Source organism: Pseudomonas sp. MWU12-2319, from assembly GCF_023242525.1.
In the GTDB taxonomy this organism is placed as follows: Bacteria; Pseudomonadota; Gammaproteobacteria; order Pseudomonadales; family Pseudomonadaceae; genus Aquipseudomonas; species Aquipseudomonas gingeri_D.
In genome coordinates this window covers 336326-353181 of sequence record NZ_JALJES010000001.1, presented here as the reverse complement: position 1 = coordinate 353181, position 16856 = coordinate 336326, and the positions used below count along the sequence as shown (strand labels likewise).

The following is a 16856-nucleotide window of genomic DNA, read 5'->3' as shown; positions in this document are numbered from 1 at the left end:
CTGGTTTTCACACGCAGGGTGTAGAGCGTCAGTTCGTGCAGTCTTGAGGTGTCCGCCGGGTAGAGTCCGCACAGGGGGTAGTAGTCCTCGGGACTGAGGGTATTCTAGTCCTGTTCCTGCTGGAGCAGCTCGGCCCGAAAGCGCGTGCCCATGGCATCGATAAACAGATCCTGGCGGGGTTGTCCGTTGTCGAGGGGCTCTTTCCAGAAGTCTCGCAAGGTGCTTTCCAGGTGGCTGTACAACTGGCCGGAGAGACTCGCCAGTGCTGCTTCCCAAACGACGGTATCCGTCGCCGAGGAGGAATAGCCGGGGGCGATGAATTCGCGGCTCTGCCCTGCGGGCCAGGCGCCCCGGTTGTAGTGTTCCAGCAAGGTCTCGCTGAGCAGCCGGGTTGAGAGTTGCGTGAGTGGGAGCGTCGCCGTGCCGTCGCCGGAGAGGGGGGTGGCGTAGCTGATCACCCTCAGGGCCGTCAGGTTGACGTGGGGGAAGTGCTGGCCCAGATGGTTCTCGAACAGTCGGCTAAGCAGGGACTTCAGTGTCGGCAACCTGAGCAATTCGTCATGCAGGTTCTTCAGGCTGTAGTCGAGGTAGGTTTCTATCGACTGCCGTCGATCGATCAGCACGCCTCCCCGGATCGGCTCCGAGACCAGGGTGGGCGGCGGGTCAAAGCGAATGGCGGTCTTGATCCTGAGTGCGACGAAACGCAGCAGTTCGTCGCGTTGCGGGGCCAGGCTCAGGCGTTCGAGCAGTTTTTTCAGCGCCAGCTCGCGATGGTCGAAAGGCTCCAGGCCGAACCCCGGGGTACAGAGGAACACCCGCTGCCCCGGCGGGCCGCTGACCAGGAAAGTGCCGGCCAGCTCGGTCGCGGGAGAGCCTTGGGCGACGATGAAGAGTTTATCGACGGACATCGGGGTATCGAGTGCCTGGCGGGCGTCCTGGTTGGGAAGCAGGATGTTCCTTAACCAGGTTCGGTCAGCCTGGGTGATGTTGCGCGCGATTTCCCGCTGATTGGGGGCGTCGCGTGCTTCCAGGGCTTCGGAGAACCCGTAGGGATATGAATCGAGGGTCATGGCGTTTGCCTTCGTACGTACTGACGAACCGCGGGGCGCTGGCAGGCCAGGCTTCGCGGAGAATGGCAAAAACGCTATCGGGTGGCGGGAGGCTGGGGTGGTAGATAGTGCTTCGGGGGCCGCGTCCCTTGCCGGGCGGCAAGGGCGCGTTCAAACAGCGACCGATCAGTGACGACGGCCCAGCAGCAGGCCGACCACCAGGCCGAAGCCGGCGGAAATCGCCACGGTCTGCCATGGGTGCCCGCCGATGTAGGTTTCGGTCGCCTCGACCACCGGCTTGGTGCTGTCACGCACATGGCTCACGGAGTCCAGCGCCTGCTTGAGCTTGTGGCTGATCTGGGTACGCAGGTTCTCGCCTTCCTCGCCCACCAGCGAGGCGCTTTCCTTCAGCAGTTTTTCCGAGTCCTGGATCAGCGCTTGCAGCTCGCTGAAGGCCTGGTCCTTGATCTGGTCTTCGGCGGCTTGTACGGCGGATTTGCGGGCCATGATGATCTTCCTTTCAAGAGAATGATGGGACTCACCCTGTGAGTCGATTGTGCCGGTGAAAGTTGCAAATTTTTCAGCCGTGGCCCTGGGGCGAAACAAAATCCACGGCAGGATATTTCCATCGACGGTGTAAGATATGCCTCTATTTACACCGCAGGATTTTCCAATGAGCTTCAATCTGGCTAACAAGTCCCTGGCTGAGCGTGCCGCCCTCGAGGACGAAAAGTCCCGGCTGTTCGATCTCTGGCAGAGCAACCTGGGCAAGGCCAAGGGCGAGGCCGCGCGCCTGTTCGGCGAGCGCGCCAAGCGCAAGGGCAAGTGGGCGGAGTGGGTGCGTTCGGAACTCGACACCCTGTCGCCGCCGGAATACACCAGCATGGTCCGCAGTGAGGTCAATCGCCTGATGGCGGCGGCCAAGTAAACGCAGGCCTCACTCCACTCGGATGATGCTGTAGCGCTGGGTCACACCGCCGACCTTGATCGTCACCTCGTCGCCGTCCTGCTTGCCCAGCAGAGCGCCGCCCAAGGGCGAGCGCGGGCTGATCACGGTGATCAACTGGCCGGCTTCCTCGACCTTGAGACCGGCGGCATCGGGTGCCAGGAACAGCCATTGTTCGCTGCCATTCTCGGCCTCGAGTGCCAGCAGGGCGCCGAGCTGGATACCGGTCTGCGGGTCATGCGGGCGCAGGATCAATTCCCGGCAGCGCTTGAGGGCCTGGCGGATTTCCTCCATGCGCCGGGCTTGTCCGGTGGCCAGGTATGAGGCTTCCAGGCCCAGGGTGTCATACTTGTTCTCGGCGACGTTTTCTTCGTGGGTCGCGGTTTCGTAGGCGGTTTGTGCCGCGCGCTGCAAGACGTCGAGGTCGATGTCCAGCAGATCCAGGAGCCGTTGATGCACGGCGTGCTTGTCCATCACGGTGACGTCACTCAATTGCAGAACTGCAGCACGTTGGCGCGGCTCTTGTCAGTGGGCGCGGTCTGGTCCTGTTGCAGCCAGAACTGGCACTTGGGGTTGGACAGGTTGCGGTAGCTGCTGCGGGCCTGTTCCAGGCGCTGCTGTTCTTCATTCTTGGAGAGGTTCTGCTTGTACTGCTCGAACATCTGCGTCGAATCGCCGCCGCTTTGTGGCGCCGGGGTGCTGCTGACGGCGGGAGCCGGGTTGCTCAGTTGGCGGGCGGCCTCGGCCAGCGGTGCCAGGGGCTGCGGGACAAAGATCCGTGCCACCACCCAGGCCGTCAGGGCTAGGGCCATGACGCCCAGCCAGATGCCCAGGGCGATACTGGCGGTCAATTGCAGTGGGTTGAGGGTGACATAAAGGGGGCGGCGCGCTTGTCGGCGGTAAGGCATGGTGACCTCCTGGCAGGGCGATTCGGAGCAAAGGATCATTGTCGCATATGAAGATTAATCGACATCGGCTCTTCTGCGCGCACGGATTTATGCGGACAATCGGCGCTTTTGCCAAATGGAGCCCGGAATGAAGGCCACCTGGGATATTTTCTGCACGGTTGTGGATAACTTCGGCGATATCGGGGTGACCTGGCGCCTGGCCCGGCAGCTGGCTGCCGAACACGACTGTGCCGTGCGGCTGTGGGTCGATGATCTGCGAGCCTTCGAGCATCTGTGCCCGGCGATTGATGTCGGGCTCGAGCGGCAGTCGCAGCGTGGGGTCGAGGTCTGCCGTTGGTCGGCGCCCTGGTTGCCCGTGCCGGCGGCCGATGTGGTGATCGGCGCCTTTGCCTGTGGATTGCCCCATGAGTACATGGAAGCCATGGCGGCCCGGGACAAGGTGCCGTTATGGCTCAATCTCGACTACCTGAGCGCCGAGGACTGGATCGTCGGCTGCCACGGACTGCCGTCGGTCAAGTTCAAGCAGGTGCAGAAATTCTTCTTCTTCCCGGGCTTCCAGGCCGGAACGGGTGGCCTGCTGCGCGAAGCCGGTTTGCTGGAGCAGCGTCGGGCTTTTGTCCAGGATCCGCGGGCGCGTGGCGATTTCCTCCATGGACTCGGCGTTGAACCGACAGACGGTGCACGGCTTATCTCGCTGTTCGCCTATGAAAACGCGAGCCTGGCCAGTTGGCTCGATGCCCTGGCGGCGGATACCCGGCCGACGCAGTTGCTGGTGCCGGTGGGACGTATCCTGGCCGATGTCCAGCGTTGGCTGGGGACCGAGGGCCTGGCGGTGGGGGCCCGGGAAGTCCGTGGCCAACTGACGGTGCAGGTGTTGCCGTTCGTCCCCCAGGAGGATTACGACCGCCTGCTGTGGAGTTGCGATTTCAACGCGGTGCGCGGCGAAGACTCGTTCGTGCGGGCGCAATGGGCGGGCAGGCCGTTGCTCTGGCACATCTATCGCCAGGAGGATGACGTTCACCTGGACAAGCTGGAGGCCTTTCTCGGGTTGTACACCCAGGGCTTGTCAGCACCGGCCAAAGCGGCGTTCGAGGGCTGGTGGCGGGCCTGGAATACACCGGGCGACATGGCATCGGCCTGGAAAACGCTGCTGGAACACGAGCGGGAGTTGGCCGAACACGCCGAGCGCTGGTGTCTGGAACAGGCTTCGCGGCCCGATCTTGCCACGGCGCTGGTGAAGCTTTACCTAAATTGGATATGATACGCGGCCTAGATTTATGTACATCCCATCCAAATTCGGATATTCGCAATGAAAACTGGTAAAGAACTGAAACCCGGGACCGTGATCCGTCTCGAAAACGATCCTTGGCTGGTTCAGAAAGCTGAATTCACCAAATCCGGTCGTAACAGCGCAATCATGAAGACCAAGCTGAAGAACCTGCTGACCGGTTACAAGACCGAGATCGTCTACAGCGCCGATGACAAACTGGACGACGTGATCCTCGACCGCAAAGAAGCGACCCTGTCCTTCATCAGCGGCGACTCCTACACGTTCATGGACACCTCCGACTACACCATGTACGAGCTGAACGCCGAAGACATCGAGGCTGTTCTGCCATTCGTGGAAGAAGGCATGACCGACGTCTGCGAAGCCGTGTTCTTCGAAGACCGCCTGGTTTCCGTAGAACTGCCGACCACCATCGTGCGTCAGGTCGACTACACCGAAGGTTCCGCTCGCGGTGACACTTCCGGCAAGGTGATGAAGCCTGCCAAACTGAAGAACGGTACCGAACTGTCGGTAGCTGACTTCATCGAAATCGGCGACATGATCGAGATCGATACCCGTGAAGGCGGTTCCTACAAAGGCCGTGCTAAATAAGCACTGCTTTTCGCCGCACGAACAAAAAAGCCCGGACATGCGCCGGGCTTTTTTGTGTCTGCTTGTTTCTAGGGTGGGGCTTATTTCAGGTGTTCCTTCAGCTCTTGCGAAGCCTGCAGCATGGCCGAACGCACCTCCGGCACCTGGCTGACCACATTGAGCAAGCCGAAGTCGTGGATCATGCCGTTGTAACGCACGCTGGTCACCGCTACGCCGGCTTCATCCAGCTTGCGCCCGTAGGCTTCGCCCTCGTCCCGCAGCACATCGGCGCCGGCGGTCTGGATCAGCGCGGGCGGCAGGCCCTTGAGCTGGTCCGTGGTCGCGCGCAGCGGTGAGGCATAGATCTCGCCGCGTTGCTTGGCATCGGTGGTGTAGTTGTCCCAGAACCATTTCATCATGTTCTTGCTGAGGAAGTGCCCCTCGGCGTACTGGTTGTAGGACGCGGTCTCGAAATTGGCATCGGTCACCGGCCACAGCAGCAGCTGGAACTTGATCGCCGGGGTGCCCTTGTCCTTGGCCATCAGGCTGACCACCGCCGCCATATTGCCGCCGACGCTGTTGCCGGCCACGGCCAGGCGCTTGCCGTCGACATTGATCTCCTTGCCGTGTTCCGCCACCCATTTCGTCGCGGCGTAGGCCTGGTTGATCGCCACCGGGTAGTGGGCTTCCGGGGACGGCGTGTAGTTGACGAACACCGCCGCCGCACCCGAGCCGACCACCAGGTCACGGACCAGCCGCTCGTGGGTCGGGAAATCCCCCAGGACCCAGCCGCCACCGTGGAAGAACATGAACACCGGCAGTGTGCCCTTGACCCCGGCCGGGCGGACGATGGTCAGCTCCAGCGGCTTGCCGTCGACCTGGATGGTCTTCTGGCTGACATCGGCGCGGGGCAGGTTCAGCTTGACCCCCGACTGTGCCCCGGACAGCACGGCCCGTGCTTCCGTCGGCGTCATCTGTTCCATCGGCTTGCCACCGCCGCTGTTCAAGGCATTGAGAAACGCCTGGGTGTTGTGCTCGACATCACCGGCGAAGGCGCCCTGGACGGACAGCGCGAGCAGGGTACCGGTCAGGACTTTGCTGAAAGTGTTCATGTTCGGATCCTTGAGTGGCGAAGTGGTTAGACGGTGACGTGCAGGCGGACGTCGACGTTGCCACGGGTGGCGTTGGAGTACGGGCAGACCTGGTGGGCGGCATCGACCAGGCTCTGGGCTTCGGCTTGTTCCAGGCCGGGCAGGCTGATGTGCAGGTCGATGTCCAGGCCGAAACCACCGGGGATCTGGCCGATGCCGACATGGGCGGTGATCGCGGCATCGGCCGGGATCTGGCGCTTGCTCTGGCTGGCGACGAATTTCAGGGCGCCGATGAAGCAGGCCGAGTAACCGGCGGCGAACAGTTGTTCCGGGTTGGTCGCCGCGCCGCCGGCACCGCCGAGTTCTTTCGGGGTGGCGAGCTTGACGTCGAGGATCTGGTCGCTGGAAACAGCACGGCCGTCACGGCCACCGGTGGAGGTTGCGATTGCGGTATAGAGCGTTTGCATGATGAGCCTCGTCGTTTCAGGGTTGTGTGTTGTGCGCTAATTGTTTGCGCGTTAACTAAGTGCGAGGTAAATGTATATCGCAAATATATTGCGCGCAAGATAAATTTTCAAAAAAGACAGGGTTCGAATTTTTGGGGCTGGATCAGGGAGGGAGACTAACGGTAACCGCGAGGGGGTTCGGCGAGCCGGATCGCTCCTGTGGCTAGGAGCGATCCGGCTTTTTTGTAGGAGTCGGCTTGCCGGCGATCAGCGCGAAGCGCTGAAAAGAGGCGGGGGTCAGAGGTTGTCTTGCAGATGCCCACGCAGGGCCACCAACTCGGCCTGAAGGGCGCGCAGGCGTTCCAGGGAATCGCCGCTGGCGGCGAGAATGCACTGCGGGATACCCCGGGCCTGCTCGCGCAAGGCCCGGCCCTGTTCGGTCAACTCGACGATCACCACGCGCTCGTCCTCCTTGCTCCGGGTCCGGCTCAACAGCCCCTCGCTTTCGAGGCGCTTGAGCAGGGGGGTCAGGGAACCCGGATCGGTCAGCAGGCGCGTGCTGATCTCGCCCACGGTCAGGCCGTCCTTTTCCCAGAGCACCATCATTGCCAGGTATTGCGGGTAGGTCAGGTTGAGGGCCTGGAGCAGGGGTTTGTAGACCTTGGTCATCAACAACGAGGTGGAGTGCAGGGCAAAGCACACCTGGTTGTCGAGGAGCAGGTCGTCACAGTTGTCGCGGTTGCTGGTCATCACTAAAGCCTTGTGCGTTACGTTCGATGAATCTAGCGGTCGAATCTTTAATGCGCCAGAGAATTTTCCCAGCCTAGTGTCGTCCCAGGCCGCTTTGCAGGGCCAGGTCCCAAGGCGGTACGGGGCTGAAGCGACCCTTGAGGAACTCCAGCAGCAAGCGGCTGCGGGAGTTGGCCGGTTGTTCCAGGCGCAGGGCATAGACCCCGGAGCTCTCTGGCGCCGGCAGGCCGTTTTCGCAGAACAGCGGCAGCAGTTCTCCGCGCAGCAGGTATTCGCTGACCAGCCAGGTCGGCAAATGGGCGATGCCCAGGCCGGCCAGGGCTCCGGACAGCAGCGCCTCGGCGTTGTTCGAGGTCATGCGCACACGCGCCGGGCGGTGCAGTTGCATCTGTCCGTCCTGCACAAAGCGCCAGGCCATGAACGGGGCCAGGGCATCCCAGTCCAGGCCGTCATGTTCGCTCAACGCGCCCGGATGAGTCGGCGTGCCGCGATTTTTCAGGTAGGCGGGGCTGGCACAGGCGATCCGCACGATGCTCGCCAAGGGCGTCGCCACCAGCCGGGTATCGACCATTTGCCCGGCGCGCAGCACCAGATCGACCTTGCCCAGGTTGGAGCCCTGCATATCGACGAAACTATCGATCAGGTGCAACTGCACATCCAGGCCCGGGTAACCGGTAAGGAAGTCGGCGATGGCCGGTGCCAGGTGGCGGCGACCGAAAGCCGCGGGCGCATCGACCCGGATCAGCCCCTCGGGGGCGTTGCTCAGGGACACGGCCTCGGCCCGGGCCAGGCGCAGTTCGGCAACGATCCGCCGGGCCCGTTCGGCGAACGCCAGGCCGGCGGGCGTGGCCCGGACCGCATGGGTGCTGCGGATAAACAGGCGGCTGCCGACCGAGTTTTCCAGGCTGTCGATCCGTCGCGCCACGGCGGATGGGGTCAGCGGATGGAGGCGGGAGGCGGCGGAAAAACTGCCGGTTTCCAGGACATCAAGAAACAGGCCGAGCTGATCGGTCAGTGCCGTGGGATTCATAAATGGTTGCTTGTGCGAAGTTGGCATAGCCATTGTGCGTTGCTGTGCGTTTCCGTGCTAGAGCGGACTGCGTAGCATGAAGGCCATTGAGTGGGGAGACGGCTGTGATCGAATTGATTGAGTACTTGCTGCTGGGCGTCGTGATGGGCGGAGTGGGTGGGGTGTTCGGCATTGGCGGCGGGATGATCGCGATTCCAGTGCTGGGTATCCTGTTCGGCCTCGACCAGCAGTTGGCCCAGGGCACGGCACTGGTGATGGTGGTACCCAACGTGGTGCTGGCCTTGCATCGTTATAACCAGCGCAATCGCATCCAACTGCGCCACGCGCTGCCGCTGGTACTGATGAGTTTCTGTTTTGCCTGGTTCGGCGCCCTGTGGGCGGTGGGCCTGGATCCGCGCAGTATGCGCCTGGGTTTTGTCGGCTTTCTGCTGGCACTGGCGCTGTTCTACCTGGTGCGCCTGTTCATGGCGCAGTCCCCGGTGTCGGCGCAGATGCGTCACCCTTGGCCCTGGCTCGGTGTCTTGGGCGCGGCATCCGGCACCATGGGCGGGTTGTTCGGGGTCGGCGGGGCGGTGGTGGCGACGCCGGTTCTGACCAGCGTCTTTGGTACTTCGCAGGTGGTGGCCCAGGGCCTGTCGTTGGCCTTGGCATTGCCGAGCACCAGCGTCACCCTGGTGACTTACGCGGTGCATAACGAGGTGGACTGGCGCATGGGCATCCCCATGGCCATCGGCGGCCTGATGAGCATCAGTTGGGGCGTGAAAGTGGCCTACGCCTTGCCCGAGAAAGTCTTACGCGGCCTGTTTTGCGCTTACCTGGTGCTCGGCGCGCTGCTGCTCAGCTTCAAAGTTTGAAACCTTCGACGATGTGCTCGGCGAGGCATTCGGTGATCGGCGACGGCTTGTTCAGGTTGCGCACCAGCATGATGTTGAGCAGGGGCAACTGGGGCAAGTCTTCGGCTTCGCCCAGAATCCGCCAGTCCTGGGGAATCAGGCTTTCCAACTGGGCGGTCATGGCCAGGCCGGCGTTGACCACCGCCATGATCGTCGACAGGCTCGGGCAGTTGTAGGCCAGGCGATAGTCGCGGCCACGGGCGTCCAGTGCATTGCAGGCCCATTGGGTGCAGAAGCAATCGATACCGTCCATGGCCAGTGGCAAGGGCGTTTGTTCGTGATTGGCGGAACATTGGGCTTCGGCCCAGACCAGTCGTTCCTGGCGCAGCAACTGGCCGAGTTCATTGCCCGGTTTGCGGGTGACGATGGTCAGGTCCAGGTCGTGGCGTTGCAGCAACTGCGTGGAGGATTCGCAGTTCACTTCGATCTTGACCAGCGGATAGAACTGCGCGAAGTGCGAGAGGATGCCCGGCAGGAAACGCATCACGTAGTCATCCGGTACGCCGATCCGCACCATGCCGACCATATGCGGCTCGCGCAGGGTGTTGAACACTTCGCTGTGCAGTTTCAGGATGCGCCGGGCATACCCGAGCAGCACCTGGCCTTCGGCGGTCAGTCTCACCTGGCGTCCGTCGCGCTCGAACAACTGGCGCTTGAGCACATCCTCTTCCAGGCGTTTCATCTGCATGCTGACGGCTGATTGCGTGCGGTTGACCAACTCGCCGGCCTTGGTAAAGCCGCCTTGATCGGCAATCGCGACAAAGGTGCGCAGAACGTCGGTGTCGATGCTCGGGTAGCTGGACAATTCATCAATCTCCGAGATGTATTGCATAAGAAACATTCGTTGGATTGATCTTAGCGCCAGGTACAGACTTTAGTCATCCCCAACTGGAGGGTAGGATGATGAAAGGTCAAAAAGGTTATCTGTTGATCGATGGTGGCGCGCATTCGGTGCTGTCGCTGCGGGCCTTGTGGCGGCGGGTTGTCCGTTGGCATGAGGTGTCGCGCGAGCGTCAGGTACTGGCGGCATTGAATGACGACGCGCTCAAGGACATGGGCCTCAGTCGCGCCGATGTCGAGCAGGAAACCCATCGGCATTTCTGGAATGATCCGCTGGGCAAGGGCCGTTGATAGCGCTACACAAGCAGGGGGCGACTGCGGTAGTTTGCGGGTTCACAAGGAGGCGTGCATGCCCGCAGACCTGTCGTTTTCATTGAAACAAGCCCGCCGCCTGGCGCTCGCGGCCCAGGGTTTCCAGGGGCGTAGAGCCTCGGCATCGATCAAGCCGATGCAGGTCAATCGGCTGATCGAGCGCCTGGGGGTTGTGCAGATCGATTCGGTCAACGCCTTGGTGCGTTCGCACTATCTGCCGTTGTTCTCGCGATTGGGCAACTACTCCTCCGACTTGCTCGACCAGGCCGCCTGGAGCCAGGGGCGACGGCGCACCTTGTTCGAATACTGGGGGCACGAAGCGTCGTTGCTGCCGATGTCGCTGTATCCGCTGATGCGCTGGCGCATGCAGCGGGCGTCCCGTGGCGAGGGGATCTACCAGCAGATGGCGCGTTTCGGCCGCGATGAGCAGGCGACCATTCGCCGGGTACTGGCTTTGGTCGAGGAGCGCGGCGCGTTGGGCGCGGGCAGCCTGTCGAGTCGTGAGGAAAAAGCCGGACCCTGGTGGGATTGGAGTGCCGAGAAGCATGCGCTGGAATGGTTGTTCGCCGCCGGTGAAGTGACGGTGGCCGGGCGCCGGGGCTTTGAACGGCTCTACGATCTGCCGGAGCGGGTGATTCCCTCGGCGGTGCTCGGGCAACCGCTGATCGACGAAGCCGAGGCCCAGCGCGGCTTGTTACGCCAGGCCGCGGCGGCTCTTGGGGTGGCGACGGAAAAGGATCTGCGTGACTACTTTCGCCTGGACCCGGGCGATAGCCGTGCACGCCTGGCGGAACTGGTCGAGGCGGGTGAGTTGCAGGTGGGCGAGGTGCAGGGCTGGCGCCAGCCGGTGTACTGCCTGCCGGACATCAAGGTGCCGCGCCGGGTCGAGGCCAGTGCGTTGTTGTCGCCATTCGATTCGCTGATCTGGGAGCGCAGCCGCACCGAGCGGTTGTTTGATTTCCGTTATCGATTGGAGATCTATACGCCGCAGCACAAGCGGGTGTATGGCTATTACGTGTTGCCGTTTTTGCACAACGAACGGATTGCCGCGCGGGTCGACCTGCGTGCGGAACGGGCGCTCGGGCGGTTGGCCGTGCATGCGGTGCATGAGGAAGAGCAGGGGCTGGATGAGGCGGGGATGGCGGCGCTGGCCGTCAATTTGCGGCGGTTGGCCGATTGGCTAGGGTTGGCGGATATTCAGCTCAATTGCCAGCGGGTCAGTGCGCAGCGGTTGCGTGGGTTGCTGTAAGCGCTGGATATGGTGGTGCCTGTGAGGGCCTCTTCGCGGGCAAGCCCAGCTCCTACAGTCCGGTGTCGTACGCAAAATGGACTGTAGGAGCTGGGCTTGTCGGATCGCCGCACCGCCGCGAAGAGGCCCTTCCAGACAACAAAAAACCTACTGACTCAACGCCGCACCTGCTTCAACGTCTCGGCAATCAAAAACGCCAGTTCCAGCGACTGATCGGCGTTCATCCGCGGATCGCAATGGGTGTGATAACGATCCGACAACCCATCCTCGGTAATAGGGCGCGCGCCACCGATGCATTCGGTGACGTTCTGCCCGGTCATCTCGATATGAATCCCGCCCGCGTAGCTGCCTTCGGCCTGGTGCACCTGGAAGAACTGCTTCACCTCGCTGAGGATCTGCGCGAAATCCCGGGTTTTGTAGCCGCTGCTGGCCTTGATGGTGTTGCCGTGCATCGGGTCGGAGCTCCACAGCACCTTCTTGCCTTCGCTTTCCACGGCGCGGATCAGTTGCGGCAAGTGATCGCCGACCTTGTTCGCCCCCATGCGCACGATCAGGTTCAGGCGACCGGGATCATTGTCCGGGTTGAGGATATCGATCAGGCGGATCAGGTCGTCGGTGTTCATGCTCGGGCCGACCTTGACCCCGATCGGGTTGTTCACCCCGCGCAGGAACTCGACGTGGGCACCATCGAGCTGACGGGTACGGTCGCCGATCCAGAGCATATGGGCCGAGCAATCGTAATAATCGTTGGTCAGGCTGTCGCGGCGCACGAAGGCTTCTTCGTAATTCAGCAGCAGTGCCTCGTGGGCGGTGAAAAAGCTGGTTTCGCGCAATTGCGGCGAGCTGTCCATGCCGCAGGCACGCATGAACGCCAGGGTTTCATCGATACGGTCGGCCAGTTGGCTGTACTTCTCGGCCAGGGCCGAGTTGGCGATGAAGTCCAGGTTCCACTTGTGCACCTGGTGCAGGTCGGCAAAGCCGCCCTGGGCGAAGGCCCGCAGCAGGTTCAGGGTCGCCGTGGCCTGATGGTAGGACTGCAACAGGCGGTCCGGGTCCGGCACGCGGCTTTTTTCATCGAAGCCGATGCCGTTGACGATATCGCCACGGTAGGCCGGCAGGGTCACGCCGTTGATGGTTTCGTCGTTGGCCGAACGGGGTTTGGCGAACTGGCCGGCCATGCGCCCGACCTTGACCACCGGGCAGCCGGCGGCAAAGGTCATGACAATGGCCATTTGCAGCAGCACCTTGAAGGTATCGCGAATCTTCGCCGCCGAGAACTCGGCGAAGCTCTCGGCGCAATCGCCGCCCTGGAGCAGGAAGGCGCGGCCCTGGGTGACTTCGGCGAACTGACGGCGCAGTTCACGGGCTTCCCCGGCGAACACCAGTGGTGGATAACTGGCCAGGCTTTGCTCGACTCGCAGCAGGTGCGCGGCGTCCGGATACTGGGGTTGTTGCTGGATCGGCAGGGCGCGCCAGCTGTCGGGGCTCCAGGGTTGGCTCATCATGAACTCGAGGTTTGACGGTGGGAGGCCCATGTTAGCAGTAATTAGTACGTGACCTGCTCTGTCGGCTTGGCTGACAATTGCGCTTTTCCCGCTTGCAAGGATATGAAATGGCTGAGGAGCGCGTGGAGCGTCTGCTCGCCGAAGTGCACGATGCCTTCGGCATGATTCGAGTCCTTGAAGTGGACGATTACCGCTTTCTCGAATTTGGCGATGCCATTGAGCAGAGCTGCGTGTTCACCGCCGATCCCAGTTGGCTGGAATACGACTACACCCGTGCGATGCTGATCGGTGCCTTGTGCCACGAAGAGCCGGAAAGCGCGCTGTTCCTGGGGCTTGGGGCCGGGACCTTGACCCAGGCGTGCCTGCGGTTCCTGCCGCTGGAGGATGTCGAGGCCATCGAGTTGCGCCCGGACGTGCCGCGCCTGGCCATCGAGTACCTGGGGCTGGACGACGATCCGCGCCTGTATATCCGCGTCGGTGATGCGCTGGAACTGCTGGAGAGCGCGGAGTCGGCCGACCTGATTTTTGTCGACCTGTATACCGATGTCGGTCCCGGTGTCGGCCATCTGGCCTGGAGCTTTCTGGAAAACTGCCAGAAGAAACTCAATCCTGGCGGCTGGCTGGTGATCAACCAATGGGCCACCGATGACGGCAAACCCTTGGGTGCTGCGTTGTTGCGCGGGCTGTATCACCGACACTACTGGGAGCTGCCGGTGAAGGAGGGCAATGTCATCCTGATCGTGCCGGCGGACCTCGACCAGGAGCTGGACCTGCGCGGATTGCAGAGCCGGGCCGATGAACTGGCGCCGCGCCTGGGTTATTCGTTGCAGACCTTGATCGGTGAGATTCGGCCGGCGACCTAGGTGAAGGGCGGGTGTGCGGATCGCGAGCAAGCTTGCGTTGGCCGCTCATTGCCACCATCGGCGATGGCGGAAGCTTCTTCTTGCCAGCTTCCGCCAGGGTCAGGGTTGTGTTTGGTCCAGGTAGGCTGATCGCTCCCGACTCATTTTTGTGATGCAGTTGTTGGTGAGCGTTTCATGGGCAGGAGAGGACGGATCCGCTAAAAAGGATTCAAGCTCACAGTTCGCATCACGTAACGTTATCCAGGCGCGCTGGGAGTTTTTGAGTTTTGAAAGGTAACGCTCTCCCATTTCGGGGTCAGGGGCGTATTGCTCTTTGATTCGAATGATCAGTTTTTTATAGATTTCGTTAAGTGTTTTGTCCGTGCTTTCTTTTTTTGATTTTGCACAAGCGTCAATCTGTGCGCTGGCGATGATGTTTTCGCAATCAAGTGCGTAGGCGTCACTTGCGATCGACCACAAAGTAGCAGGGAGTAAAAAAATCAGGGCTTTTTTAGTAATGTTCATTGCTGGTACTTTCTCAAATAGTTCGCTCGCTGCCGGCCCGGCTCGTATTGGCTGATTGCGGGTGTATTTTCTATATAACTTATCAGTTCGGAAAAATTGTTTTTCATCCCGGCATTCATCGGGTTGGGGCCAGCGGTAAAACCTTGGTAAACGAAGTCGACAAGAATATCCCTGATGATGGGGTGAAGCGATTCCCACGGCTGTCGTCCGGCCAGGTTCTCTGTCCATTTATTGTAGTTGGCTATCGCTCTATCGATGTAAAACGGGTAAATCAAGTCAAAGAGGGCCTGCTCTTGTTGATGTGTGATATCTCCTATCGATGTTCGGTAATTATTGACGAATTGAGCTGCCTGGCTGCCCTTCAGGCCAGCCGCCTCGGCGAGTCTGGATGCCTGGGCATGGGGGATGCCTGCCGCAAGCATATGATTATGAATTTCAGACTGGCTTCTTGTTCCCATATCGTAACCGCGGCCTATCGTTACTCCCGATAGGTCATTTCCGGGCCAATGGATATGGCGGCTGTAATAAGGAGAGCCCGGAATATCATTGCCTTCGGCGTTGAATGTGATTTGTCCTGGTTTTTGATGGGTGATGATCTTGTAGTTATGGAAGTTCATCATGATCGTGATCATATGAAAGTGCCACGCCTTGCCCTCCAAACTGATCCCGTGCAGCCCTGCCAATTCTGCCCACCATGACAGTTTCTTTATCCGTGCTTTTGAAATCTGCCATTGTTCTGGCCTCACGCGTCCCGTGTGGTCCCAGAGCGCGTCCAGTTCATCCCACTTTTGCGGGTTCCAGAACCACTCGCTTTCATAGTGGGTAATCAGCCTGCCTATCGCCTGCGCGTGCCAAGGTTTGTCCCGTGCGGCACGGATCTCTTCGTGTCCCAGGTGCTCGTTTTCGCCGATATTCAGGAGTGTGTGCAGCCGTGACCTGATTGGCCCTTTGCCTGCGCTGCTCGCCAACGCCTGGTAATGACGACGTTGCTCTAGGGTCAGATCTGCCAGCGATGAAAGGTGATGAGCAAGGTTGTCGGCATTTCGACTGGTCTCGGTGATGCATTCATAACCCTCCCATTCCCACGGACTATGACGAGTCGTCAGCAGGTCTTGCTCCAGCACCCAGCCGCTGACTGTCTCGCCGGACTCGTTCGGCAAATGATCGTCCAGGCGCCACCAGCGACGGGTGTAGCTGATGGTGGTTCCGGGAACTGTTTCGGTAATGCTCAATTTCGATTCGGGCGGCAACGACTCCAGCAGCCCGACCGGCAGAGTCACCGGCGCACCGATCACCGCTCCGGGCTCATTGATGCTCGGCGGGTTATCGGTATTGATGTCCTCACGGTGGGGGACCACCCGGCTGCTGCCTTTGTAGAGTTTCAACAAGGTGCGCTGGTCGGCGGGAAGACAGGCGGCGTACTCACGACTTCGAGCGATAAAGTCGGGCACGTCCTCGCAGCTGAAAACTTCCAGGTGCAGCAGGTTTCTGGCGGTGTCCTCGCTGAGCTCCTGATATTTGCCGACATGGCCGATCAGATCTCCCGCCTTGATCCTGATCGGTTCATCCAGCACGACAACGCGATCTTTCGCCTCGGGTTCGCGGTTGGCCTCCAGTGCATCCAGCCAGACAAAACCCGGTAGATGTCCGTTCTCATCGATCGCCAGAGGTGGTACACACTTGCCGCTGACGATCTTCAGCAGCTTGCGGAATTTGCCCACTGCACCCACGTTGCTGATCTTGAGTGAGGTGCCAATCGGCAGTAGCCCCAGGGGGTTGGCGTTGGCATTGGCCGTTGCTCGAACGTTCAAACCGGTCATTTGCTCGACAGGCGCATCCTTGGCAGCATTACCGATCAGATACCGATCCGTTCCCAATGCGGTCATTTCTGGCTTGAACACCCAGCCAGTGGACGGCGCCAACCCCTCGATTTCAGGGCTGACGCTGACAACCTCCAGCCATTTATCCGCCGCAGGCGCAGCCTTGGTCATGACGGTTGTGCCCCGCGGTAGGACAGCGAGGATTACTCCATGGTCTGGATGATCTTTCGGGGCGGCCCGGATTCTCAACCCGAGTGTCTTGTCCTGCGCACTGTCCTTGACCCGATAAACGCCTCCGCCCCAGAAAGTGGGACGGCGCAACCCCGAGCTGGTCAGGTAGCCCGCCCAATCCAGCAGGTGCATGTACAGGCTGTAAACAGTCAATGTGGGCGCAGGAGGTGCATAGGAGATTCCTGTCAACGGTGGTGGCTGCAACCGATGTCTGACCAGCACAAAACCGCTGGAAAACACCGCCGAGCGCCCCTCGAAACTCGAAGCCGGATAGCGTTCATCAATGCGATAGGCGATCACCTCGCCATCGGCCAAACAAGAGATCTCGCGCTTATCCGAGATCAGGCCCGTGGCTTCATCGAAATGAATGCCTCCGTGCCAAAGCCCTCGCCGTCCCAATGGGTAGTAACCGCCTTCGGCCTTTGCCAAGGCCTTGACGTCACGGTGAGGATCATAAGGGGCCTGATTTCCGTCCTTTAAGGGAAATGACCAGTTTTCAGTCCTGAATATCTCTGTCATCGCGGCACACTCGTCGGCGAATTCCTGCCCGGGTTAAAGGGG

At 61.0% G+C, this 16856-nt stretch carries 19 protein-coding genes; 7 read left to right on the top strand and 12 right to left on the bottom strand.

Going from position 1 to position 16856, the window contains the following annotated elements; translation table 11 throughout:
* Window positions 1-104: 104 nt before the first annotated feature.
* Complete coding sequence (locus tag M5C01_RS01375) at window positions 105-1070, bottom strand: hypothetical protein (RefSeq protein ID WP_152737049.1); 966 nt, start codon at window positions 1068-1070, stop codon at window positions 105-107.
* A gap of 165 nt (window positions 1071-1235) precedes the next feature.
* Window positions 1236-1556, bottom strand: coding sequence for a DUF883 family protein (locus M5C01_RS01370; protein WP_103497316.1), 321 nt, complete (start codon window positions 1554-1556; stop codon window positions 1236-1238).
* Between the two features lie 166 nt (window positions 1557-1722).
* Here M5C01_RS01370 and M5C01_RS01365 point away from each other — a divergent pair, with 166 nt between their 5' ends.
* The gene (locus M5C01_RS01365) at window positions 1723-1977 is read left to right on the top strand and encodes a hypothetical protein (protein ID WP_100940670.1); all 255 of its coding nucleotides are present in this window, start codon (window positions 1723-1725) and stop codon (window positions 1975-1977) included.
* 9 nt (window positions 1978-1986) lie between these two features.
* On the opposite strand, the gene M5C01_RS01360 is transcribed toward M5C01_RS01365, so the two are convergent.
* On the bottom strand, window positions 1987-2469 hold the full coding sequence (locus tag M5C01_RS01360; protein ID WP_152737228.1) for a GreA/GreB family elongation factor: 483 nt from the start codon (window positions 2467-2469) through the stop codon (window positions 1987-1989).
* 14 nt (window positions 2470-2483) lie between these two features.
* The gene (locus tag M5C01_RS01355; RefSeq protein ID WP_103497314.1) at window positions 2484-2903 is read right to left on the bottom strand and encodes a hypothetical protein; all 420 of its coding nucleotides are present in this window, start codon (window positions 2901-2903) and stop codon (window positions 2484-2486) included.
* 127 nt (window positions 2904-3030) lie between these two features.
* Between M5C01_RS01355 and earP the strand changes: the two genes are divergently transcribed.
* A complete protein-coding gene (earP, locus tag M5C01_RS01350; protein WP_152737048.1) occupies window positions 3031-4164 on the top strand; it encodes an elongation factor P maturation arginine rhamnosyltransferase EarP in 1134 nt (377 codons plus the stop codon).
* Between the two features lie 48 nt (window positions 4165-4212).
* Window positions 4213-4782, top strand: a complete 570-nt coding sequence (locus M5C01_RS01345) for an elongation factor P (RefSeq protein ID WP_100940667.1) — start codon at window positions 4213-4215, stop codon at window positions 4780-4782.
* A gap of 80 nt (window positions 4783-4862) precedes the next feature.
* Here the strand turns inward: M5C01_RS01345 and M5C01_RS01340 are convergent, their stop codons facing one another.
* From M5C01_RS01340 to M5C01_RS01325, 4 genes are all read right to left on the bottom strand, one after another.
* Window positions 4863-5873, bottom strand: coding sequence for an alpha/beta hydrolase (locus M5C01_RS01340; protein ID WP_103499662.1), 1011 nt, complete (start codon window positions 5871-5873; stop codon window positions 4863-4865).
* Between the two features lie 26 nt (window positions 5874-5899).
* Window positions 5900-6319: an organic hydroperoxide resistance protein gene (locus tag M5C01_RS01335; RefSeq protein ID WP_103499663.1), complete on the bottom strand. Its 420-nt coding sequence runs from the start codon at window positions 6317-6319 to the stop codon at window positions 5900-5902.
* Window positions 6320-6595: 276 nt separating this feature from the next.
* Complete coding sequence (locus M5C01_RS01330) at window positions 6596-7048, bottom strand: MarR family transcriptional regulator (RefSeq protein WP_152737047.1); 453 nt, start codon at window positions 7046-7048, stop codon at window positions 6596-6598.
* A 73-nt stretch (window positions 7049-7121) separates the two neighbouring features.
* Window positions 7122-8078, bottom strand: coding sequence for a LysR family transcriptional regulator (locus M5C01_RS01325; protein ID WP_103499665.1), 957 nt, complete (start codon window positions 8076-8078; stop codon window positions 7122-7124).
* Window positions 8079-8182: 104 nt separating this feature from the next.
* Between M5C01_RS01325 and M5C01_RS01320 the strand changes: the two genes are divergently transcribed.
* The gene (locus M5C01_RS01320) at window positions 8183-8932 is read left to right on the top strand and encodes a sulfite exporter TauE/SafE family protein (protein ID WP_177101577.1); all 750 of its coding nucleotides are present in this window, start codon (window positions 8183-8185) and stop codon (window positions 8930-8932) included.
* Here the strand turns inward: M5C01_RS01320 and M5C01_RS01315 are convergent.
* Entirely contained in the window at window positions 8922-9776 is an 855-nt protein-coding gene (locus M5C01_RS01315) for a LysR family transcriptional regulator (RefSeq protein ID WP_177101648.1), read from the bottom strand. The two genes, M5C01_RS01320 and M5C01_RS01315, sit on opposite strands and share 11 nt — an antisense overlap.
* Window positions 9777-9874: 98 nt before the next feature.
* Between M5C01_RS01315 and M5C01_RS01310 the strand changes: the two genes are divergently transcribed.
* The gene (locus tag M5C01_RS01310) at window positions 9875-10102 is read left to right on the top strand and encodes a DUF1127 domain-containing protein (protein ID WP_152737045.1); all 228 of its coding nucleotides are present in this window, start codon (window positions 9875-9877) and stop codon (window positions 10100-10102) included.
* 58 nt (window positions 10103-10160) lie between these two features.
* A complete protein-coding gene (locus tag M5C01_RS01305) occupies window positions 10161-11372 on the top strand; it encodes a winged helix-turn-helix domain-containing protein (protein WP_152737044.1) in 1212 nt (403 codons plus the stop codon).
* 155 nt (window positions 11373-11527) lie between these two features.
* Here M5C01_RS01305 and M5C01_RS01300 read toward each other — a convergent pair whose 3' ends face one another.
* Window positions 11528-12874 carry a class II 3-deoxy-7-phosphoheptulonate synthase gene (locus tag M5C01_RS01300; RefSeq protein ID WP_100940659.1) on the bottom strand — a complete coding sequence of 449 codons (1347 nt, stop codon included), beginning with the start codon at window positions 12872-12874 and terminating at the stop codon, window positions 11528-11530.
* Between the two features lie 110 nt (window positions 12875-12984).
* Between M5C01_RS01300 and M5C01_RS01295 the strand changes: the two genes are divergently transcribed.
* On the top strand, window positions 12985-13740 hold the full coding sequence (locus M5C01_RS01295; protein ID WP_103499669.1) for a spermidine synthase: 756 nt from the start codon (window positions 12985-12987) through the stop codon (window positions 13738-13740).
* Window positions 13741-13839: 99 nt separating this feature from the next.
* On the opposite strand, the gene M5C01_RS01290 is transcribed toward M5C01_RS01295, so the two are convergent.
* Window positions 13840-14244 carry a lysozyme inhibitor LprI family protein gene (locus tag M5C01_RS01290; RefSeq protein ID WP_152737043.1) on the bottom strand — a complete coding sequence of 135 codons (405 nt, stop codon included), beginning with the start codon at window positions 14242-14244 and terminating at the stop codon, window positions 13840-13842.
* Window positions 14241-16814: a pesticin C-terminus-like muramidase gene (locus M5C01_RS01285; RefSeq protein ID WP_248764273.1), complete on the bottom strand. Its 2574-nt coding sequence runs from the start codon at window positions 16812-16814 to the stop codon at window positions 14241-14243. Before M5C01_RS01285 ends, M5C01_RS01290 begins: the two co-directional genes overlap by 4 nt.
* Window positions 16815-16856 lie beyond the last annotated feature (42 nt).